The sequence below is a fragment of the Neorhizobium sp. CSC1952 genome (genome assembly GCF_030378245.1).
In the GTDB taxonomy this organism is placed as follows: Bacteria; Pseudomonadota; Alphaproteobacteria; order Rhizobiales; family Rhizobiaceae; genus Neorhizobium; species Neorhizobium oryzae_A.
The window spans coordinates 1,850,627-1,872,858 of record NZ_CP128416.1; the positions used below are offsets into that span (position 1 = coordinate 1,850,627).

The 22,232-nt window shown below is 62.9% G+C and carries 16 protein-coding genes; 8 read left to right on the forward strand and 8 right to left on the reverse strand.

The features are described from left to right. Nucleotides 1–140 precede the first annotated feature (140 nt). On the forward strand, nt 141–2,093 hold the full coding sequence (gene acs, locus QTA58_RS09295) for an acetate--CoA ligase (protein WP_289672545.1): 1,953 nt from the start codon (nt 141–143) through the stop codon (nt 2,091–2,093). A 36-nt stretch (nt 2,094–2,129) separates the two neighbouring features. Here the strand turns inward: acs and QTA58_RS09300 are convergent, their stop codons facing one another. Together QTA58_RS09300 and QTA58_RS09305 are read right to left on the reverse strand one after the other, a co-directional pair. Continuing rightward, the gene (locus QTA58_RS09300) at nt 2,130–2,576 is read right to left on the reverse strand and encodes a thermonuclease family protein (protein WP_289672546.1); all 447 of its coding nucleotides are present in this window, start codon (nt 2,574–2,576) and stop codon (nt 2,130–2,132) included. Between the two features lie 50 nt (nt 2,577–2,626). Next, a complete protein-coding gene (locus QTA58_RS09305) occupies nt 2,627–2,845 on the reverse strand; it encodes a DUF1674 domain-containing protein (RefSeq protein ID WP_289672547.1) in 219 nt (72 codons plus the stop codon). A 111-nt stretch (nt 2,846–2,956) separates the two neighbouring features. Here QTA58_RS09305 and htpX point away from each other — a divergent pair, with 111 nt between their 5' ends. The 4 genes from htpX to purH all read left to right on the forward strand — a co-directional run bounded on the left by htpX (nt 2,957) and on the right by purH (nt 8,799). Beyond that, nucleotides 2,957–3,922, forward strand: coding sequence for a zinc metalloprotease HtpX (gene htpX, locus QTA58_RS09310; protein ID WP_289672548.1), 966 nt, complete (start codon nt 2,957–2,959; stop codon nt 3,920–3,922). Continuing rightward, a complete protein-coding gene (locus tag QTA58_RS09315; RefSeq protein ID WP_289672549.1) occupies nt 3,919–5,316 on the forward strand; it encodes a transcription antitermination factor NusB in 1,398 nt (465 codons plus the stop codon). Before htpX ends, QTA58_RS09315 begins: the two co-directional genes overlap by 4 nt. A 98-nt stretch (nt 5,317–5,414) precedes the next feature. Next, nucleotides 5,415–7,097: a heparinase II/III family protein gene (locus QTA58_RS09320; RefSeq protein WP_289673078.1), complete on the forward strand. Its 1,683-nt coding sequence runs from the start codon at nt 5,415–5,417 to the stop codon at nt 7,095–7,097. An 85-nt stretch (nt 7,098–7,182) separates the two neighbouring features. Then, nucleotides 7,183–8,799: a bifunctional phosphoribosylaminoimidazolecarboxamide formyltransferase/IMP cyclohydrolase gene (gene purH / locus QTA58_RS09325; RefSeq protein ID WP_289672550.1), complete on the forward strand. Its 1,617-nt coding sequence runs from the start codon at nt 7,183–7,185 to the stop codon at nt 8,797–8,799. Nucleotide 8,800: 1 nt separating this feature from the next. Here the strand turns inward: purH and QTA58_RS09330 are convergent, their stop codons facing one another. Next, nucleotides 8,801–10,201, reverse strand: a complete 1,401-nt coding sequence (locus QTA58_RS09330; RefSeq protein WP_289672551.1) for an MFS transporter — start codon at nt 10,199–10,201, stop codon at nt 8,801–8,803. A 33-nt stretch (nt 10,202–10,234) separates the two neighbouring features. Next, the gene (locus QTA58_RS09335) at nt 10,235–14,995 is read right to left on the reverse strand and encodes an NAD-glutamate dehydrogenase (protein ID WP_289672552.1); all 4,761 of its coding nucleotides are present in this window, start codon (nt 14,993–14,995) and stop codon (nt 10,235–10,237) included. A 173-nt stretch (nt 14,996–15,168) separates the two neighbouring features. Here QTA58_RS09335 and pdxY point away from each other — a divergent pair, with 173 nt between their 5' ends. Together pdxY and QTA58_RS09345 are read left to right on the forward strand one after the other, a co-directional pair. Next, the gene (gene pdxY / locus QTA58_RS09340; RefSeq protein WP_289672553.1) at nt 15,169–16,041 is read left to right on the forward strand and encodes a pyridoxal kinase PdxY; all 873 of its coding nucleotides are present in this window, start codon (nt 15,169–15,171) and stop codon (nt 16,039–16,041) included. Nucleotides 16,042–16,119: 78 nt separating this feature from the next. Beyond that, complete coding sequence (locus QTA58_RS09345) at nt 16,120–16,794, forward strand: carbonic anhydrase (RefSeq protein WP_289672554.1); 675 nt, start codon at nt 16,120–16,122, stop codon at nt 16,792–16,794. A 21-nt stretch (nt 16,795–16,815) separates the two neighbouring features. Here QTA58_RS09345 and QTA58_RS09350 read toward each other — a convergent pair whose 3' ends face one another. The 3 genes from QTA58_RS09350 to QTA58_RS09360 all read right to left on the reverse strand — a co-directional run bounded on the left by QTA58_RS09350 (nt 16,816) and on the right by QTA58_RS09360 (nt 19,152). Next, complete coding sequence (locus QTA58_RS09350; protein ID WP_289672555.1) at nt 16,816–17,628, reverse strand: lytic transglycosylase domain-containing protein; 813 nt, start codon at nt 17,626–17,628, stop codon at nt 16,816–16,818. A 202-nt stretch (nt 17,629–17,830) separates the two neighbouring features. Then, entirely contained in the window at nt 17,831–18,865 is a 1,035-nt protein-coding gene (locus tag QTA58_RS09355) for an aspartate-semialdehyde dehydrogenase (RefSeq protein WP_289672556.1), read from the reverse strand. A 113-nt stretch (nt 18,866–18,978) separates the two neighbouring features. Continuing rightward, complete coding sequence (locus QTA58_RS09360) at nt 18,979–19,152, reverse strand: hypothetical protein (RefSeq protein ID WP_289672557.1); 174 nt, start codon at nt 19,150–19,152, stop codon at nt 18,979–18,981. A gap of 220 nt (nt 19,153–19,372) precedes the next feature. On the opposite strand from QTA58_RS09360, the gene QTA58_RS09365 reads away from it, so the two are divergent. Next, nucleotides 19,373–21,259: an MFS transporter gene (locus QTA58_RS09365; protein WP_085421577.1), complete on the forward strand. Its 1,887-nt coding sequence runs from the start codon at nt 19,373–19,375 to the stop codon at nt 21,257–21,259. On the opposite strand, the gene QTA58_RS09370 is transcribed toward QTA58_RS09365, so the two are convergent. After that, nucleotides 21,192–22,148, reverse strand: coding sequence for a phosphatase PAP2 family protein (locus QTA58_RS09370; RefSeq protein WP_289672558.1), 957 nt, complete (start codon nt 22,146–22,148; stop codon nt 21,192–21,194). The two genes, QTA58_RS09365 and QTA58_RS09370, sit on opposite strands and share 68 nt — an antisense overlap. Between the last annotated feature and the right edge of the window lie 84 nt (nt 22,149–22,232).

The following is a 22,232-nucleotide window of genomic DNA, read 5'->3' on the forward strand; positions in this document are numbered from 1 at the left end:
TTGCAAATCTTCAAACCGGATGTCTTCAAACCAAATGGACCGTTTGTCTAATTGCCGCTCTTGCCTCACCTGTTATGAATGCGGCACATATCCGCTGACGGTCCGATGCGTCGTCCTCAGTGGCAATCAGGGAGGAGTTCATGTCCGAAAAAGTCTATCCGGTCCTCAAATCCGCGAAAACGCGGGCCCTCATCGACAAGGACAAATACGAAAAGTGGTACGAGGAGAGCGTCGAGGATCCGGACAAGTTCTGGGGAAAGCACGGCAAGCGCATCGACTGGTTCAAGCCCTATACCAAGGTGAAGAACACGTCGTTCAAGGGCAAGGTCTCGATCAAGTGGTTCGAGGACGGGCTGACCAACGTCTCCTACAACTGTATCGACCGCCACCTGAAGACCCATGGCGAACGTACGGCGCTGATCTGGGAAGGCGACAATCCCTATATCGACAAGAAGATCACCTATAACCAGCTCTACGATCAGGTCTGCCGGCTGGCGAACGTCCTGAAGAAGCACGGCGTCAAGAAGGGCGACCGCGTCACGATCTACATGCCGATGATCCCGGAAGCGGCCTATGCGATGCTCGCCTGCGCCCGCATCGGCGCGGTCCATTCGGTCGTCTTCGGCGGTTTCTCGCCGGAGGCGCTGGCCGGCCGCATCATCGACTGCCAGTCCACTTTCGTGATCACCTGCGACGAAGGCGTGCGCGGCGGCAAGCCGGTGCCGCTCAAGGACAATACCGATACGGCGATCCATATCGCCGCGCGCCAGCACGTGATCGTCAACAAGGTCCTGGTCGTGCGCCGCACGGGCGGCAAGACCGGCTGGGCGCCGGGCCGCGACCTCTGGTACCACCAGGAGACGGCCAGCGTGAAGCCGCATTGCGAGCCCGTGAAGATGAAGGCGGAGGACCCGCTCTTCATCCTTTACACGTCCGGTTCGACCGGCAAGCCGAAGGGCGTGCTGCACACGACCGGCGGCTATCTCGTCTTCGCCGCGATGACCCATGAATATGTCTTCGACTACCATGACGGCGATATCTACTGGTGCACCGCGGACGTGGGCTGGGTCACCGGCCATTCCTATATCGTCTACGGGCCGCTGGCGAACTGCGCCACCTCGCTGATGTTTGAGGGCGTGCCGAATTTCCCGGACCAGGGGCGTTTCTGGGAGATCGTCGACAAGCACAAGGTCAACATCTTCTACACGGCGCCGACGGCCATCCGGTCCCTGATGGGCGCCGGGGACGAATTCGTGAAGCGCTCTTCCCGGGAAAGCCTGCGCCTGCTCGGCACGGTCGGCGAGCCGATCAATCCGGAGGCCTGGGAATGGTATTACAATGTGGTCGGCGACGGCCGCTGCCCGGTCGTCGATACGTGGTGGCAGACGGAGACCGGCGGCCACATGATCACGCCGCTGCCGGGGGCCACAGACCTAAAGCCGGGTTCGGCCACCAAGCCCTTCTTCGGCGTGAAGCCGGAGCTCGTCGACAACGAGGGCAATGTGCTGGAGGGTGCCGCCGACGGCAATCTCTGCATCTCCGACAGCTGGCCGGGCCAGATGCGCACCGTCTATGGCGACCATGAACGCTTTGTGCAAACCTATTTCTCGACCTACAAAGGGAAATATTTCACGGGCGACGGCTGCCGCCGCGACGAGGACGGCTATTACTGGATCACCGGCCGGGTCGACGACGTGCTGAACGTCTCCGGCCACCGCCTCGGCACGGCGGAAGTGGAATCGGCGCTCGTCTCGCACAATCTCGTGTCGGAAGCGGCCGTCGTAGGCTATCCGCACAATATCAAGGGGCAGGGCATCTATTGCTACGTCACCCTGATGGCCGGCCATGAAGGCAGTGATGCGCTACGCCAGGAGCTCGTCAAGCATGTCCGCAACGAGATCGGCCCGATCGCGGCGCCGGACAAGATCCAGTTCGCGCCCGGCCTGCCGAAGACCCGGTCCGGCAAGATCATGCGCCGCATCCTGCGCAAGATCGCCGAGGACGATTTCGGCGCGCTCGGCGATACCTCGACCCTTGCCGATCCGGCCGTCGTGGACGACCTGATCGCCAACCGCCAGAACAAGGCGGGCTGATGTTGCGAGAGGCCGTCCGCGAAACCGGGCGGCCTCTCAGTCGGCGGGGCAAATCTCTCTTGGCTTGTGGCCGCCGTCATAGGTCTGCACGAGACCGGCGAGAAGCAGATCATCTGCAACGCTCCGGCCGTCGAGCAGCTTCACGTCCGCAACGATGCGGCCGAAATATTTGTCCCCGGCGATGCGGGTCAGCTGAATTCCGCGTGACTTTGCCGTGAGCGCTTCGAGGGCATGCTGCGCATCAAGCCCGGCTTCGCGAATGCGCAGGCATTTCGACTTCAGCTCCGGCGCGTCGATGCCGCGGATGCGGACATAAACTTCCATCTTCTGCTGCGGCCAGGGCTGCGCTTCGACGAGCAGCGTATCGCCATCGATGATGCGCAGGATTTCAGCGGCGACAGGCCCGGAGATTTCGTCGCGCGCCGGGGCTGCGGTGGCGAACACCGCGGCAAATCCAGCGAGAATCAGGCCCGTCTTCATCATGGAAAGGAATAAATTCCGATCACCGGATGAAGTCAATAGGAATATTTACCTCAGAAATCGATCGCGCGGCCGTTGATCTCCCAATCGCCGAAGCGAGCGGGGTCGGCGCCGCCGCGGCCGCCGAATTCCTCCGGCATCGCGACTTTTGCCGCTGCCTGACGGCGCTCTTCGGCTTCCTTCAGCGCTCGCTGGGCGGCAGGCGAAAGCGGCTTCTTCGTACCGCCTTCTTCGGGTACTGTTTCGCTATTGTCGTTGTCTGCGTTCTGCATTTTTTCCATCACCGGATGGTTTATTGAAAATTGCGGTTGAATTGACCACATCATAGGGCGTTCGCCGGCGCGGGAAAACCCTCGGGCGACCTGGCAACGGGAGAGATGACGATGAATGTGATGCGCACCGCCATGCTTCTGGCCTTCATGACGGCCCTGTTCATGGGGGTCGGCTTCCTGATCGGCGGCACAAGCGGCATGATGATCGCCCTGGTCATCGCCGCGGGCATGAACCTGTTTTCCTATTGGAATTCCGACAAGATGGTGCTTTCGGCCTATCATGCGCAGGAAGTCGATCAGCGCACCGCGCCGGAATTCTATACCATGATCCGGGATCTGGCGGCCAATGCCGGCCTGCCGATGCCGAAGGTCTATATCTACGATAATCCGCAGCCGAACGCGTTTGCGACCGGCCGCAATCCGCAGAATGCCGCCGTCGCGGCTTCGACCGGCCTTCTCCAGCGGCTGACGCATGAGGAAGTCGCGGGTGTCATGGCGCACGAACTCGCTCATATCCAGAACCGTGACACGCTGACCATGACGATCACTGCAACGCTTGCCGGTGCGATCTCCATGCTCGGCAATTTCGCCTTCTTCTTCGGCGGCAACCGGGAGAACAACAATAATCCGCTCGGCTTCGTCGGCGTGCTGGTGGCGATGATCGTCGCGCCGCTGGCGGCCATGCTGGTGCAGATGGCGATCAGCCGCACGCGCGAATATTCCGCCGACCGGCGCGGCGCCGAAATCTGCGGCAATCCGCTCTGGCTCGCCTCGGCGCTCGCCAAGATCGCGGGTGCCGCACATGCGATCCCCAACTACGAAGCGGAGCGCAATCCCGCAACCGCCCATATGTTCATCATCAATCCGCTGTCCGGCGAGCGCATGGACAATCTGTTCTCGACCCATCCCAACACCGAGAACCGCATTGCCGCCCTGCAGCAGATGGCCGGCGAGTTCCGCGGCGGCGCCTCGACGGCGGGGTTCAGCACTGATAGACCGCAGCGCACCGCGCGCTCCGTTCCGAATATCGGCTGGGGCCGCGGTTCGGACGAATCGCGCAAAGGTCCCTGGTCTTGAACGACAAGAAGAACAAGAAGCCTTCCAAACCATCGGAATATCGCAGAAAGCCGGCCTCGCCCGTTCAGGGCGACGGTCTTGGGAAGCCCGGGCTTGAGGTTCGGGCCACGGCAGCCAAATTGCTGGCGGCCGTCGTCGATCGCAGGATATCGCTCGACGGCATGCTCGACCTCACGCACGGCAATCCGGCCTACAAGGCGCTTGGCGAAGCCGATCGGGCGCTGACGCGGGCGATCCTCACGACGGCGCTTCGCCATCTGCCGCGGATCGAGGCGGCGATCGCCTCGCTGATCGATACGCCTCTGCCGGAAGGGGCGCGGGCCCTGCATCACGTGCTGGTCGTTGCGGCAACGCAGATCCTGTATCTCGACATTCCCTCGCATGCGGCTGTCGATCTTGCGGTCGAGCAGGCCAATCGCGACCCGCGCAACCGCCGTTTTGCCAAGCTGGTCAACGCCGTGCTGCGCCGGCTGGTACGGGAGAAGGACGGGGTTCTTGCGAAGGTTGCCGCTGTTTCTCCGGTGCCGGCATGGTTCCGGGAGCGGCTGATCGCCAGCTACAGCGAGAAGGAGGTAGAGCGTATCGCAGAAGCGCAGCTCGTGCCGCCGGCCATCGACCTGACGGTGAAGTCCGAGCCGGAGGCCTGGGCGGGCAGGCTCGGCGGCAAGGTCCTGCCGACCGGCAGCGTGCGCATGCCGGTTTTCGAAGGTGCGGTTTCGGCACTCGAAGGTTTTGCGGAAGGAGCCTGGTGGGTGCAGGACGCGGCCGCCGCCATTCCCGCCAAGCTGTTCGGCGATCTCAAGGGCAAGAAAGTGGCCGATCTCTGCGCCGCGCCCGGCGGCAAGACGGCGCAGCTTATCCAGGCGGGCGCACATGTCGTGGCGGTGGAACAATCCGCCAACCGGCTTGCCCGGCTCAAGGAGAACCTGGCGCGGCTGGGGCTGGAGGCCGAGCTGATCGGCGGCGACCTTTTCGATTTCCGGCCCGATGAACTGCTGGACGGCGTGCTGCTCGACGCACCCTGCTCCTCGACGGGCACGACGCGCAGGCATCCGGACGTGCTCTGGACCAAGGGACCGGAGGACATAGCCAAGCTCGCGGCGCTGCAGGAAAGGATGCTGCGCCACGCCGTCACGCTGGTGAAGCCGGGCGGCATTATCGTCTTCTCGAACTGCTCTCTCGATCCGTCGGAAGGGGAGGAACTGGTGGCGCGTGTCCTCGACGATCATCCCGAACTGAGGCGCCTGCCCGTCGAGCGCAATCACTGGCCGGGGCTGGAGGAGGCGGTTTCGCCGCTCGGCGAATTCCGCACCACGCCGGCGATGCTGCCCGGAGACGAAAAATTCGCAGGCGGCATGGACGGCTTCTTCGCGAGCGTGCTCCGGCGTCAGTAAGGCTTTATTCACCATACGGGCACATTCTTTCGAATAATCTAAAGTGATTCCCGCCGACCGGGCGGAGACCGATTCCTGCGGAGTATTTCAGATTGACGATGCGGCTCGCGGATCGCCGGAGACTTTTCTCCTTCGGCATTCGGGAAATCTGGCGCCGCCTTTGCCGGCGGTCCGCCGGACTCCGCCTCGCCGTGACGTCGTCCGCCCTGCAGGTGCCGGAAAGGCTGATCGTCGCGCCGACGGATCTGAGGGCGCTCGATCCCTTCGTCGCCGAGGAAATCCTGGAAGGCCGCTTCCCGTTGGCCGGGCGCATTCTCGAGACCTATGGCGAATCGCCCTTTTCGGTCGAGCTCCCGTCCCGCGCCTTTGCGGAGCGGCTCCATTCCTTCGCCTGGTTGCGGCACATTCGCACCAACAAGACGGAAGCGGCCTGCGCCCACGCCAGGCAGATCGTGGCGGACTGGATCGCATTGCACGGCCGGCGCCCGAAAGGGATGGCGTGGGAGCCGAATGTCGCTGCGGAGCGGGTGGTTGCCTGGCTCTCCCACTCGACCGTCGTGCTGCAGGGAGCGGAAGCCGGATTCTACCGGCGTTTCATGCGAAGCCTCGCCTATCAGGTCCGATATCTGAGAAAGATAGCCGGCTGCACGCCGGAAGGCGAGACGCGGCTGAAACTCAGGATCGCGCTTGCCATGGCCTCCATCTCCATGCCGACGCGTGCCGCCTATATCCGCCGGGAGGGCATGCGGCTCGACCGCGAGCTGGAGCGGCAGATCATGGCGGACGGCGGGCACGTATCGCGCAATCCGCGGACCGTCCTCGACCTTCTGATCGACCTTCTGCCGCTCCGCCAGACCTATATCAATCTCGGCCACGACCTGCCGCCGAAGCTCATCCCGACGATCGACCGCATGTATCCGGCGCTGCGGTTCTTCCGGCACCAGGATGGCGATCTCGCGCTCTTCAACGGTGCAAGCGCCACGCCGGCGAGCGAGCTGCTGTCGGTGCTGCGATACGACGAAACGGCGGGCAAGCCGTTCAAGGCCCTGCCGCATATGAATTACCACAGGCTTTCGGCGGAGGGGACCACGCTGATCGTCGATACGGGGCGTCCGCTTTCCCCGGCGCTTTCGCGGGGTGCTCATGCCGGTTGCCTTTCCTTCGAAATGTCGTCCGGCCGGCATCGCTTCATCGTCAATTGCGGCGCGCCGAAATATGCGGGAAAGAATTACCGGCAGATCGCCCGCTCGACGGCCGCCCATTCCACCGTGACGCTGAACGAGACCTCGTCCAGCCGCTTCGCCCGTTCCCGCTTTACCGGCCCGTTGATGCTTGGCGGCGTTTCGGACGTACAGGTCGAGCGGTGGGACGATGTGCATGGCAACGACTGGCTGCGCGCCAGCCATGACGGCTATCTTACTGAACTCGGCTATTTTCACGAGCGCGAAATCGGCCTCAACCGCAGTGGCGACAAGATCAAGGGGCACGACCGGCTGTTCCTGCCGGAAGGCGAGGAGGCCAACGGCGAGCCCGTTGCGGCCGTGGCGCGTTTCCACATCCATCCCGCGATCATGCTTTCGCGCCGGGACGAGGAAAGCGTCACAATGCGCGCCGCCGACGGCGAGAGCTGGATTTTTGCCGCCCCCGGTCTCGATCTCCTGATCGACGAAGACATTTTCTTTGCGGATGTTTCCGGGGTGCGGCCGAGCCAGCAGCTCGTGATCGAGTTTTCTCCGCCCGAAACCCTGGAGATCCGCTGGATGCTGAGGCGGGGCGAATAGCCATTTCATCCGGAGCGAAGCTGTGCTAACCGGCGGCCATCTTTTGATGGCGCCCGGTTGCGTGGCGCGTTTTGAGGAGAGACCGATGGCCGTCGTTTCCAAGAAAATCCCCGCTCCCGACCGCATCAGGATCCGCACGGCGCTGCTTTCGGTCTCCGACAAGACGGGCATCGTCGAGCTTGCCAAGGCGCTCGCCGAGCAGGGCGTGAAGCTTATTTCGACCGGTGGCACGCACAAGGCGATCGCAGCCGCCGGCCTGGCCGTGACCGACGTTTCGGAGGTCACGGGGTTCCCGGAGATCATGGACGGGCGCGTCAAGACGTTGCATCCGACCGTGCATGGTGGGCTTCTCGCCATTCGCGACGATGCGGAACACACCGACTCCATGAAGGAACACGGCATCGAGGGCATCGATCTCGCCGTCATCAACCTCTACCCCTTCGAGGAAGTGCGCGCCGCGGGCGGCGATTATCCGACAACGGTGGAAAACATCGATATCGGCGGCCCGGCGATGATCCGCGCGTCCGCCAAGAACCATGCCTATGTGACGATCGTCACCGATCCCTCCGATTATCCGGCGCTGATCGAGGCTTTGCGCACGAACGACGGCCAGACCGTCTATGCCTTCCGCCAGAAGCTCGCGGCCAAGGCCTATGCCCGCACCGCGGCCTATGACACGGCGATCTCCAACTGGTTCGCCGAGGCGCTCGACATCGAGATGCCGCGCTACCGCACCATCGGCGGCGTCCTCAAGGAAGAGATGCGTTACGGCGAGAACCCGCACCAGAGCGCCGGCTTCTACGTGACCGGCGAGAACCGGCCGGGTGTCGCGACCGCCACGCTGCTGCAGGGCAAGCAGCTCTCCTACAACAACATCAACGATACTGACGGCGCCTTCGAGCTGATCGCCGAATTCTCGCCGGAAAAGGCGCCGGCCTGCGCGATCATCAAGCATGCCAATCCCTGCGGTGTCGCGACCGGCCCGACGCTGAAGGACGCTTATCTGCGCGCGCTCGCCTGCGATTCGACGTCTGCCTTCGGCGGCATCATCGCGCTGAACCAGCTGCTCGACGGAGAGACGGCCGAGGAAATCGTCAAGCTGTTCACGGAAGTCATCATCGCGCCTGAAGTTTCGGAAGAGGCGAAGGCGATCATCGCCAGGAAGCCGAACCTGCGTCTGCTCGTCACCGGCGGCCTGCCGGACCCGCGCTCGCGCGGCATCACGGCCAAGACGGTTTCCGGCGGCCTGCTTGTCCAGACCCGCGACAACGGCATGATCGAGGATATCGACCTTCGCGTCGTCACCAAGCGGGCGCCGACGCCGACCGAACTCGAAGATATGAAGTTCGCCTATAAGGTGGCGAAGCACGTGAAGTCGAACGCCATCGTCTATGCCAAGGACGGCCAGACGGCCGGCATCGGCGCCGGTCAGATGAGCCGCGTCGATTCCGCCCGCATCGCCGGCATCAAGGCGGAGGAGGCGGCCAGGGCCATGGGTTGGGCCGAACCGATGACCAAGGGCTCAGCGGTCGCTTCCGAAGCCTTCTTCCCCTTTGCGGACGGCCTGCTTTCGGCGATTGCGGCGGGTGCCACGGCCGTCATCCAGCCGGGCGGTTCGATGCGCGACGACGAGGTGATCGCCGCTGCCGACGAGCACGGCGTCGCGATGGTGTTCACCGGCATGCGCCACTTCCGGCACTGACTTACCGGGCGGGATTGTTGTCCGATTTATACGCCGGATAGGGTGTCGCCAACAGAAGCAGCAGTCCCGCTGCGAGGAAGATGATCAGCGTTGCCATGCCGAGCCGCGCGGAGCCGCTGGCATAGGTCATCATCGAGAAGAACAGGGTGGCGAGGAAACTCGTCGCCCGGCCGGACAGCGCGTAGATGCCGAAATAGCGGCCGGTTTCCGACAGGTCGACGCTGCGGGCGAGGTAGGAACGCGACGAGGCCTGGACGGGGCCGAAGGCGATGCCGATCAATAGCCCGAACAGGATATAGGCTTTTTCGGCGGCCGTTCCGAACAGGCCGCCGCCGTCTTCCGCCGACAGGGGCACGAGGCCGAAGAAGACGAAGCCGGGGCCGGTGGAGACGATGCCGAGCGTCGCGACAAGCAGCAGCACGAGGCTGATGATCACGACGATCTTCGATCCCAGCCGGCGATCCAGCCAGCCGGCCGCGATGCAGCCGAAGATCGCCACGACATTCAATATGATGCCGTAGATGCCGATCTCGATCGTCGCCCAGCCGAACATGCCGGCGGCGAAGGCGCCGCCGAGGATCAGGAGGCCGTTGACGCCATCCTGATAGAGCATGCGGGCGATCAGGAATTTCGTGAGGCCGGTGCGTCGTTTCAGCTCCCGCAGGGTGCCGCCGAGTTCCCTGAGCCCCGAGCGTACCGCTTCGCCGAGCGGCAGGCCCTTGCCGGCGTCCGGCGTGAAGAAGAACATCGGCAGGATGAAGAGGAAATACCAGAGGGCCGAGATGGGGCCTGTGATGCGGGCATCCTCGCCGAGATGCGGATCAAGGCCGAAGAGCGGCGGAATGCCGATCAGCGTCACGCCCGTGTCCGGACTGGCGGCCAGCAGCGCCACGACCGCGATCAGCACGATCATGCCTCCGAGATAACCGAGACCCCAGGCGATGTTGGAAATCCGGCCGACCTCGTCCTTCGAGACGATCCGCGGCATCATGGAATCGTTGAAGACCGTCGAGAATTCGGCGGCGATCGAAGCGAAGATCATGAAAATCATCGGCCAGATGATCGGAGAGCCGGGTGCGGCGAACCAGAGGGCCGAAACGCAGACGATCTTGATGACGGCGAAGAAGGCGATCCAGGGTTTGCGCGGGCCGGACTGGTCGGCGATCGAACCGAGGACCGGCGAAAGCACGGCGATGACGAGCGACGAGACCGTCGCCATGTTGCTCCATGCGGCCTGCGCCGAAACCGGGTCCTGGGTCAGACGCGAGACGAAATAGGGGCCGAAGACGAAAGTGGTCACGACCGTGAAGAACGGCTGGGCCGCCCAATCGAAGAGCATCCAGCCCCAGATGCCGCGCCGGGTGGTTTTCGCCGGCGCATCGTGCTCATGAGAAACGGCCATTCTTCCCCCGGATCAGCCTGTCTTGCGGTTGTCCTATATCGAACGCCCATGCGCAAGGTCGCCGAGAAGGCCGGCGGCAACTGTGATCTTCGGAAGGGTCAGATCGCCGCTTTCGCTCAGGGTCACCAGTTCCGTGCCGATGCGGTTTACCCGGATGCGATCGCTGCCATGCCAGGCTTCCACCGGTTTCTTCTCTTTCGGATGGCTCGTCAGCGCGGCGATGACGATATCGCGGCGGGCCGAAGCGATCTGCTGCAGGCTCCGGGAGAGCGCGAGACTCTCGTAATGGTCCGACGTGCCGATCCGCTCGCCGGCGCCGATCAGCCGGTTGACGCGGAAGGTTTCGGTCACAGCGAAATAGCTTTCGGCGGCACGCGCCATGGTTTCTCCGGTGCGATCGGCGATCAGCATGATCTCCGGCACGAGGACGAGGGTCGAAAGCAGCGTGATCTCCCGGGCAAGCGAAGCCGGAACGCCCTGTACTTCGAGCTCGGCGGCGCGGGCGGCCATTTCCACGGCACCGGCGCCGCTGATCGAGGAGCGAAGCCCCTTGATCGCGGCTCTGAGCCGGCTCATGGCGCCATCCATGTCGCCGGTGCCGACCTGCGTCTGAAGGATGAGCCGCGTGGCCTCCGCGAAGATAGCCGTCGTCCGGGCATAGAGATCGTTCTGGATCTGGCCGGAAATCCGGCCGTCGAGCGCATCGATCTCGGCCCAGAGCTTCGGCAGGTCGAAACCGTCGCGGGCGAGGAAAGCGGCTTTCACGACATTGGCGGCGGTCGCGCCGGTCATGTCGCTCATCTGCTGCACGAAACCCGGCCCGCCGCGGTTGATGGCCTCATTGGCGAGCGCCGTGGCGATGATCTCGCGATGCAGGCGGTGGTTTTGAATATCGGCCCCATAGGCCTTCTGCATCCTGGTCGGGAAATAGGCGTTCAGCACGGCGGAGAAATAGGGATCGTCCGGAATGGCGCTTTCGATCAGGGCGTCGAAGAGCACGATTTTCGCATAGGAGAGCAATACGCCGATTTCGGGCCGCGTCAGCGGCCGGCCGGAAATATAACGTTCGGCAAGTTCCGCATCGTCGGGCAGGGTCTCCACCTTGCGGTTCAGGTGACCCTGGGCCTCCAGCACGGACATGAGCCGTGACAGCTCCTCACGATTGGCGGCGCCTTTCCTTTCCGTCAGGGAAATCGCCAGCGGCTGCAGGTAGTTGTTGCGCAGGACGAGACCGGCCACCTCGTCCGTCATCAAGGCGAGAAGCCGGTTGCGCTTGTCGCGGGTGAGGCGGCCGTCCTGCATGGCCGGATTGAGCGCGATCTTGATATTGACCTCGACGTCCGAGGAGTTGACGCCGGCGGAATTGTCGATGGCATCCGAATTGCAGCGCCCGCCATTGAGCGAATAGGCGATGCGGCCCTTCTGGGTGACGCCCAGATTGGCGCCTTCGCCGATTACACTGGCGCGCACTTCGCCGGCGGTCACGCGGATCGGATCGTTGGCACGGTCGCCTACTTCCGCATCGGTCTCGGAAGCGGCCTTGATATAGGTGCCGATGCCGCCGAACCAGAGCAGATCGACCGGGCTTTTCAGGATCGCGGTCATGATCTCGAAAGGTGTCGCGACCGCCTTGTCGATGCCGATCGCCGCTGCCGCTTCCCTGGTCAGCTTCACCGACTTTTCGGTGCGGGAAATGATCATCGCACCGGCGGACAGAGTTTTCCGGTCGTAGTCCTGCCAACTCGAACGCGGCAGCGCGAAGAGCCGCTCGCGCTCGGCAAAGGACTTTTCGATATCCGGATCGGGATCGATGAAGATGTCGCGATGATCGAAGGCCGCAATCAGCCTGATCTTGCGCGAGAGCAGCATGCCGTTGCCGAAGACGTCGCCGGACATGTCGCCGACCCCGGCCACCGAAAACGGCGTCGTCTGGATGTCGATGTCCTTCTCGCGGAAATGCCGCTTCACCGCTTCCCAGGCGCCCCGGGCGGTGATGCCCATCTTCTTGTGGTCGTAACCGGCGGAGCCTCCCGATGCAAAGGCGTCGTCCAGCCAGAAGCCGGCTTCCTGCGCAAGGCCGTTGGCCGTGTCGGAGAAGGTCGCCGTGCCCTTGTCCGCTGCAACGACGAAATACGGGTCGTCGCCGTCGATGCGGACGGTCTTTTCCGGTCCGACGACCTCGGCGCCGACGATATTGTCGGTGATGGAGAGCAGCGTGCGGATGAAGGTTATGTAGGCTTGCCTGCCGGCGTTGAAGATCTCGTCGCGCGAACCGCCAGCCGGCAGCATTTTCGGGAAGAAACCGCCTTTGGCGCCGACCGGCACGATGACGGCGTTCTTGACCTGCTGGGCCTTCACGAGGCCGAGGATCTCGGTTCGATAATCCTCGCCGCGGTCGGACCAGCGGATGCCGCCGCGTGCCACCTTGCCGAAGCGCAGGTGGACGCCTTCGACTTCCGTGCCGTAGACGAAGATCTCGCGGAAGGGACGAGGTTCCGGCAAGCCGTCGAGCTCTTTGGGGTCGAGCTTGAAGGCCAGCATCCTTTTCGGCGAGCCATCCGTTTCGCGCTGGAAATAATTGGTCCGGAGCGTCGCGTCGACCGCGTTGACGAAGCGGCGGAGCGTCCGGTCCTCGTCGAGGTTCGGCACCTGGCCAAGCGCTTCCTCTATCCCGGCGTGGCAATCCGTGAGCTTCCTGGTGCGGGTCTTTTCGGCGATCTTGGGATCGAACCCGTCGCGGAAGAGCCGGAAGATGGCAGCGGAGATGGAAGGATATTTGTTGAGCGTATCGGCGATATAGGTCTGCGAATAGACGATGCCGGCCTGCCGGAGATAGCGGGCATAGGCGCGCAGAACCGTGACCTCGCGGGCGGAAAGGCCGGCCAGCAGGACGAGGCGGTTGAAGCCGTCATTGTCGATCAGTCCGTGGAAGGCGGAGAGGAAGGCCTCTTCGAGCAGCGGTCCCTCACGGGAAAGATCGATCTCGCGCCCGTCGTCGAGCTGCAGCTCCATGTCGTGCAGCACGACGAGCCTGTTTTCCGCACCCACATGGATTTCGAACGTCTGCTCGCTGACGACGTGGAAACCCAGATTTTCGAGAAGCGGCACACGGCGGGACAGCGAGAGATGGCGATCCTTGTGGAAGATCTTCAGAGACACGATGTTCGCGGCGTCGATCGGGCGCCGGTAAAAGGCGATGCGGATCGTCTCGCCGGCCGCGCACGCGGCGATATCGGCCAGGTCGGCGAAAGTCTCCTCAGGCGGAAAGGTTTCCTGGAAGGCCTGGGTCACGGAGAGGCGAGGGCCTTCCTTCGCGAGTGCCGCGAAACGCTCTTCCCAGGGCGTCGCGATCAGGCGGATCGTCTCCTCGAGCTTCGCCTGCGGGATACGCGGCGTCTTGCCGCCGCGCCGGCCGATGATCATGTGAACGCGCGCGATGCCGCCTTCCGGGAAGGCGGGGTAATAGGCCGAGACGTGACCCTCATACACCTTGCATAGATAGTTGCCGACCTTCTCGCGGACGTCGGAATTGTAATCCTCGCGCGGCACGTAGACGATGACGGATACGAAACGGTCGAAATGATCGATGCGCGGCAGGACGCGGACACGCGGACGTTCGCTGAGCTCCATGATCTGCTCGCAGAAGCGGGCAAGGAGTTCGACGTCGATCTGGAAAAGGTCGTCACGCGGATAGGATTCCAGGGTGTTTTCCAGCATCCGGCCGGAATGGCTGTCGGGGTCGAAGCCGAAGTGCTCCTCGATCCGGGCAACCTTGGCCCGCAACAGCGGAATCTCCCGGACGGAATGGGTATAGGCCGTCGCGGTGAAAAGGCCGACGATGCGCAGCTCGCCGACGACCTCGCCCTTCTCGTCGAAGCGCTTGACGCCGACATAATCCATGTAGGCGCGGCGGTGGACGACGGATTTGACATTGGCCTTGGTGACGATCAGGAAATCCGGCCCGTCCAGGAATTCCAGGATCTCCGGCGTGGTCATCACCGCGTCCTTGCCCTGGCGCAGCACGAGCACGTCCGGATCGGAGAGGATGCCGAGACCCCGGCCCTTGCCCCGTTCGAGCCTGGCTTCCGGACCCTTGCCGGAATAAACATACTCACGCATGCCGAGGAAGGTGAAATTGTCGTCGCGCAGCCAATCGAGGAATGCGAGCGCCTCGTCGCGATCGGCCTTCCGGCGGCTCGCCGAGTTGTTGAGCTGTCTGGCGGCGCCGTCCAGCACGTCCAGCATCGACGCCCAATCGGTGATCGCCAGATGCACCTGATCGAGGATGAAGCGGATGCGTTCGACCAGCGATGCAGCCTGTTCTTCGGTCAGCGGCGCGATATGGATCTGGATCAGGCTCACGTGATGAGCCGGATTCCCCGGCTGCTCGTTGGAACGCAGCACCGGCTCCCTGCCCGGCTCCAGAAGGAGGATCGGATGAACCGCCATCGTGAGATCCCGATGGGTCGCGGCCACTTCGCCCATGATCGAATCGAAGAGGAAGGGCATGTTCCGGTCAACCACGGTCAATACGGAGACCGGCATACCGTTCGGTTCGATGCCGGGCACGGCCTGCACCGTGATATCCGCTCTGATCCGCGTCCAGGCGTTCAGCCGCTCTGCCGCATGCATGGCCGAGCGGGCCAGCATTTCGGGCGTGTAGTTTTCGAGGTCGTCATTGCTTGCCCGGCTGAACAGGATGAGCGGGTCGAGATGCGGTCCCTTGCCCTCGGCGGCGATCTTGCGCGCGCTTTCGATCTGCTTGTCCCGTTTCGGATTCTGCCTGGCGGCCATGCCCCTCTCTCCTTTTCCGTTCAAAGACCGAATGACTTCATTTCATGTCATCATGCTGCAACGTGGCCGATCCATGTCAGCCCCGATAGACGTTTCATTCTTCCGTGAAGCCTTGTTGACATGACATGGCGAAGAAACCATCAACAGGGCCATCGAAGCCGGAAACCAGACCCATGCAGGATACCAGCAGCGCCGTCATCGTCATCTCCAGCCATGTCGTCCGCGGTTCGGTCGGCAATCGCGCCGCCGTTTTCGCGCTGGAAACACTCGGATTTCCCGTCTGGGCAATGCCTACCGTCGTTCTTCCCTGGCATCCCGGTCACGGCCCCTCCACGCGGCTGACCTTTCCCGAATCAGATTTCGACAAGGCTATAGACGATCTCATCCGCGCGCCATGGCTCGGCGAGGTGAAGGCGGTGCTGACCGGCTATTTCGGCAATGCGGCCCAGCCGCGTTCCGTCGCGCGGCTCGTCCGGGCGCTGAAGGAGAAGAACCCGGACCTCCTCTATGTCTGCGACCCGGTGATGGGTGATCTCGGCGGGCTCTACATTCCTCAAGCCACGGCGGAGGCGATCCGGGACGAACTGATCCCGCTCGCGACGATCGTGACGCCGAACCGTTACGAGCTCGCCTGGCTGTCCGGTGCGCCCCTCGAGACCAACAATGCGATCATGGACGCGGCGGTCGCGCTCGGTCCGCCGCGCATCCTGGTAACGTCGGCCGTGCCGATGATGGCGGGCGGGACCGGTAACCTCTACCTGACCGGCAAGCATGCGCTGCTTGCGGAGCACCGGCTGATCGACAATCCGCCGAACGGTCTCGGCGACCTCCTGGGCGCGCTCTTTCTCGGCCGCATCCTCGCCGGCATGGACGAGGAAAAGGCCCTGCAGCTCGCTACTGCCAGCGTCTTCGAGATTCTCGCCCGTACGGCAAAGCGGGGCGGGGACGAGCTGACGCTGGAAACCGACGCGTCCAGCCTTTCCACGCCCATGGCCATGGTGCAGATGCGCCGGCTGATCCATCCCTTGCAGAAAGGCAGGCGTTAGGTTCGATCCGGCCGGCAGGAGTCTTCGCGCCGCACAATGGCGTTGATCTTCGCAGGGCAGCGCGATAATGCTTGCTCCATGACAGACTTTCCGGCCAAACTTCTGGCGGGCTACCGCAACTTCATGAACGGGCGCTACAGCGACGAACGCGAGCGTTACCGCGTGCTGGCGGAGACCGGGCAGAAACCCCATACCCTTCTCATCGCCTGCTGCGATTCCCGTTCCGCACCCGAAACGATATTCGATTGCGGCCCCGGCGAGCTTTTCGTGGTGCGCAACGTCGCCAACATGGTGCCGCCTTACGAGCCCGACAGCCAGTTCCACGCCACTTCGGCGGCGCTGGAATATGCGGTCCAGGTTCTGGAGATCGACAATATCGTGGTCATGGGCCATGGCCGTTGCGGCGGTATCCGCGCGGCACTGGATCCTTCCATGGAGCCGCTTTCGCCCGGCGATTTCATCGGCCGGTGGATGGCGCTGGTAAAGCCGGCCGCCGAACAGATCCAGAGCAACGACTTGATGACCCAGACAGAGCGGCAGACGGCGCTCGAACGGGTTTCGATCCGAAATTCCATTGCCAACCTGCAGACATTTCCTTTCGTCCGCAATCGCGGAGAGAAAGGCGAACTCAGCATTCACGGCGCCTGGTTCGACATCTCGACCGGGGAATTGTGGGTGATGAACAGCAAGGGGGATTTCGTCCGGCCGAATCTCGACGAGCCACCCGCCGAGGCCGAGCAGGCCTCGGCCTGAGATTTTCGGACAGCTGAGCCCTTAGCGACCGTCGATCTCGGCGCCGATATAGGCGATTGCGCGCTGATAGACGCTTGCGGCATTCCAGCCCTGTATGGCGACGAAGTTCGGCTCTCCCGGCTGATAGCCGGCCCCCGCCCTCCAGCCGTGGCCGCGCAGGAAGTTGGCCGTGGAGGCAAGTGCGTCGGCGCGCGAGCGGACCATGTCGATGTGGCCATCGCCATCGCCATCGGCCCCGTAGCGGACGACGTTCAGGGGCAGGAACTGGGTCTGGCCGATCTCGCCATGGGCGGCGCCGCGGGCCGAAGGGCTCAGATCGCCGCGGGCGACCAGCGTGAGGGCAGCATAGAGCTGCTCGGTGAAATAGGCGGAGCGGCGGCAGTCGTAGGCGAGCGTGGCGACGGCCGACAGCGTGTGCTGGTTGCCCATGAAGCCGCCGAAGCCGGTTTCCATGCCCCAGATGGCGAGCAAGGGACCGGCCGGCACGCCATAGCGGCGTTCGATCGAAGCGAAGAGCGACGCATTGCCGGCTTTCATCTTCTTGCCGCGGGAAATGATGGCCTGGCCGCCGCGCTTCTTCATGAACTCGTCGAAGGAGAGCTTGAAGCTCCTCTGCCCGCGGTCGGCGCGAATCGTCTCGCGATTGTAGGAAACATTGGCAAAGGCCCTTTCGACGACGGAGGGGCTGATGCCGTTCGACGGAGCGACCTGCTTGAATTCTTCAACCCAGCGGGCGAAGCCGGAGGAATCGTTGCCGCATTGGGGGGCGGCGAAGGCCGGCGTGGCCATCATGGAACCGGTTGCAATCAATCCTGCCAGCAAAATCTTCTTCATGCGGTCAAATCCGTCGTGAATGCCGGATCGCTCGGCCGTAAGCGTCCGGGAAATGTGCTTCATTCGGCCTTATGGCGATGGTTGCCGATATTCGCAACTCACCCGTTTATGAACAGTTCGTGATGTGCGGCGATTCGCAAGGAAAACCCCGCCACATCCGACGGGGTTTCTATCCGAACATGCTTAATAAATCCGTTATCGATCAGGCGGCTGCCTTGCGCGGCTTGATCAACCCGCGATTGACGAGCAGTTCAGCGATCTGAACGGCGTTGAGCGCCGCACCCTTGCGCAGGTTGTCGGAAACGACCCACATGTTCAGGCCGTTCTCGACCGTGGCGTCTTCGCGGATGCGGGAGATATAGGTGGCGTCCTCGCCTGCGCATTCGTAAGGGGTCACGTAGCCGCCGTTCTCATGCTTGTCGACGACAAGGCAGCCCGGAGCCTCGCGCAGGATGTCGCGGGCCTGGTCGGCGGTGATCTCGTTCTCGAATTCGATATTGACCGATTCCGAATGGCCGATGAAGACGGGAACGCGCACGGCCGTGCAGGTCACCTTGATCTTGGGATCGAGCATCTTCTTGGTTTCGGCGAGGACCTTCCACTCTTCCTTGGTATATCCGTCCTCCATGAAGACATCGATATGCGGGATGACGTTGAAGGCGATGCGCTTCGTAAACTTCTTCGTCTCGATCGGATCGGCGACGAAGACGGCACGGGTCTGGGCAAAGAGTTCGTCCATGCCTTCCTTGCCGGCGCCGGAAACGGACTGGTAGGTCGAGACCACGACGCGCTTGATCTTTGCGACGTCGTGCAGCGGCTTCAGCGCCACGACGAGCTGGGCCGTCGAGCAATTCGGATTGGCGACGATGTTCTTCTTGGAGAAGCCGTCGATCGCATCCGGGTTCACTTCCGGCACGATCAGCGGTACCTCGGCGTCGTAGCGCCAGGCGGAAGAATTATCGATGACGACGCAGCCCTGTGCGCCGATCTTCGGCGACCACTTCTTCGACACGTCGCCGCCGGCCGACATCAGGCAGATATCGGTGTCGGAAAAATCGTAATTCTCGAGATTGGAGACCTTCAGCGTCCGGTCGCCGAAGGAGACTTCCGTGCCCTGGCTGCGGGCAGAGGCGAGCGCCACGACTTCGTCCGCGGGAAAGCCGCGTTCGGAAAGGATCGTCAGCATTTCCCTGCCGACATTGCCGGTTGCACCGGCGATTGCGATCTTGAAACCCATTTTATGCTCTCTTTCTGTCTCTCCTCGATCCGGTGAGGGGGAAGCCGCGCGGTTGAAGTCGCGGTGTTCCTTGTCCCCGGCCTTGCCGGGGAGAGAGCGGCGGGCCAGAGACGTCAGACGGTTTTCGTCGTCGTTTTGGCCGTGGTTTTGGAGAAAGCGGAAAAACATGCCCGCTGCGCGGCTTCGATGGCCGGCAGTGCAGAAGCAGCGATGTGGAGTTCGCAGGCACGCATATGGGTGTCTTCCCGTTCGGAGAAGCTGTTTAGAAGATTTTCGGAACGAGTCAAGCGAAGGCTCGCGCGATGGCGCAGTGCGTGCTCTCATGCCGCGTTGCGGAATTCCCCCGCACGCCAGGCGTGGCATTAGACGAAAGTCATAATCCCAAAGCATCTCTCTTCCTTTGTGCCGAATTCTGCCAATCTGCGACAATGCGTCGCCATATCCATGTTCAGGAGGGAACGGGCACGGACCGGCGCGCGCGAGTTTTGACCTTGAGGGAGGACGACAATGGCAAATGTCGCAGCGGCGCCGGAAGCAAAGGCCGGCCCGATGACGCGGGAGGAGAAGAAGGTCATCTTCGCTTCTTCTCTCGGCACCGTGTTCGAATGGTACGATTTCTATCTTTACGGGTCGCTGGCGACCTATATCGGCGCGACCTTTTTCACCCAGTACCCGGAAGCGACGCGCAACATCTTCACGCTGCTAGCTTTCGCGGCAGGCTTCCTGGTCCGTCCGTTCGGTGCACTGGTCTTCGGCCGTCTGGGCGACCTCGTCGGCCGCAAATACACCTTCCTCATGACCATCCTGATCATGGGCTTCTCGACCTTCCTGGTCGGTATCCTGCCCGGCGCGGCCACGATCGGCATCGCGGCGCCGATCATCCTCATCATCCTGCGCCTTCTTCAAGGTCTCGCTCTCGGCGGTGAATATGGCGGTGCAGCCACCTACGTCGCCGAGCACGCGCCGCATGGCCGGCGCGGCTATTTCACATCCTGGATCCAGACGACCGCGACGCTCGGGCTCTTCCTGTCGCTGATCGTCATCGTCTTCATCCAGTCCATCATGGGTTCCGCCGAATTCGCGGCATGGGGCTGGCGCATTCCGTTCCTCGTTTCGGTCGTCCTGCTCGGCATCTCCGTCTGGATCCGGTTGAAGATGAACGAATCTCCGGCCTTCCAGAAGATGAAGGCGGAAGGCAAGGGCTCCAAGGCGCCGCTGACCGAAGCCTTCGGCCAGTGGAAGAATGCCAAGATCGCCCTGATCGCGCTCCTCGGCGCCACGATGGGCCAGGCGGTCGTCTGGTACGGCGGCCAGTTCTACGCGCTGTTCTTCCTGCAGAACGTGCTGAAGGTCGATCTGCAAGCGGCCAACATCATGGTCGCGATCGCGCTGGCGCTTGCAACGCCTTTCTTCGTGATCTTCGGTGCGCTGTCCGACAAGATCGGCCGCAAGCCGATCATCATGGCGGGGCTTCTGATCGCGGCGGTGACCTACATGCCGCTGTTCAAGGCATTGACGTCGATGGCGAACCCGGCGCTTGCCGAAGCCCAGGCGACGATCCAGGCAACGGTGACGGCCGATCCGGCGGATTGCAAATTCCAGTTCAATCCGACCGGCACCTCGAAATTCACCAGTTCCTGCGATATCGCCACCTCGTTCCTCACGCGCAACTCGGTGCCCTATGAAGTGGTCGTAGGCCCGGCCGGCCAGCCGGCAACGGTGAAGATCGGCGAAGGAACCATTACCAGCTATGATGCAGTGGCAGCCGGTGCAGATGCGGCTGCAAGGCAGAGGGCGTTCGAGAAAAGCGTCAATGTCGCGCTTCACAATGCGGGCTATCCGCTGAACCGCGGAGCGGCGAAAGTGCCGGATTCCAAGCTCGATGCCTTCATTGCGGCCAATCCGGAACTCAACCTCAATGCAGAGGCCGTCCGTGCCGGCGACAAGGCAACCGTCTCGGCCGCCGACCTCGTCTCCCAGAAGCTGTTGACCGCCCAGGAGGCGACCGGCGTTACCGAAATGCCGGTCTACACGATCGCCAAGGGCGGCACGTTCACGATGGTGGCCGATCCGGCCCGGGTGAACTGGATCGGCACGATCGCCGTCCTGTTCATTCTCGTGCTCTATGTCACGATGGTCTACGGACCGATCGCGGCTCTGCTGGTGGAGCTCTTCCCGACCCGTATCCGGTATACCGGCATGTCGCTGCCCTATCACATCGGCAACGGCTGGTTCGGCGGTCTGCTGCCGGCAACGGCCTTCGCGATGAGTGCGGCCGCCGGCAATATCTACTACGGTCTCTGGTATCCGATCGTCTTTGCGGCGATCACTCTGGTGATCGGCGTGATCTTCCTGCCGGAAACCAAGGACCGCGATATCCACGCAACGGAATAAGCGTTCCATTCCCTACCCGGGGATACCATCCGCCAACAAAAACCCGGCGCAGCCTGCTGCGCCGGGTTTCTTGTTCGGTCCTTCGCGCCATTTCCGGTCTCAACGGTATTCCGCGCGGCGGGAAGACCGTGTTCGCCCTGTCGGGGCGCATGACGAGCGGTATCGGCCGGCGCAGGACCGGCCAGCCATCCTGGCGCTGCCGGAAGAGCAGTCCATGGCGGGAAAAAACGATGGCCATGGCGACAGAGAAGCCAGCCCCGAGGGCAAGGCCGGCGATAACGTCGCTCGGATAATGGGCTCCGACAATGACGCGGGAAAAGCCGACCCACAGGGCCATGATCAGGAAAAGCAGGCGATAGGACGGTGCGATCAGCGCCATGGCCATCATGAGTGCTCCGGCCGTCGTGGCGTGGCCGGAGGGAAAGCTTTCGAAACGGCTGCCGGCAAAGGAGTGAAGACCGAACGAGGTCCATTCGTCATACAGCATCGGCCTGGCTCGTCCGATCATCCGTTTCAGCAGATTGGCGAGCAGGCCGGAGAGTGCCACGGAGAAGAAGACATAGGCGGCGAGATGGGCGACAAGGAGCGCCTGAAAACGCCCTTTCATCCGGTCGGAAAGCCGGTAGGCCGCGACGGCCTCGAAGAAGATGAGAAGGGTTGCGAAAATGATCCAGCCGGATTTGCCGAGATCGGTGATGGTTTCGCCGACGGATTCCAGCAATCGAGGGGTGCGAGTGATGTAGGAACCCACCGGCGCATCGAGAAGCAGAAAGGCGACCAGGATCAGGTTGCCCGTAATCAGGGCATAGGACCACCAGTAACACGGAATGGAGCCCGTCTCCTGGCAGCGGAGCCGACGACGCTTCAATGCCTGTATCGTCTTCCTCATCCCGTATCCGATGCCAGCGGCCAGTCCCTGGTCGCTGACATAGCGGGATTTGATGACAGCATGAAAACAGGAGCCCTTTTTTAG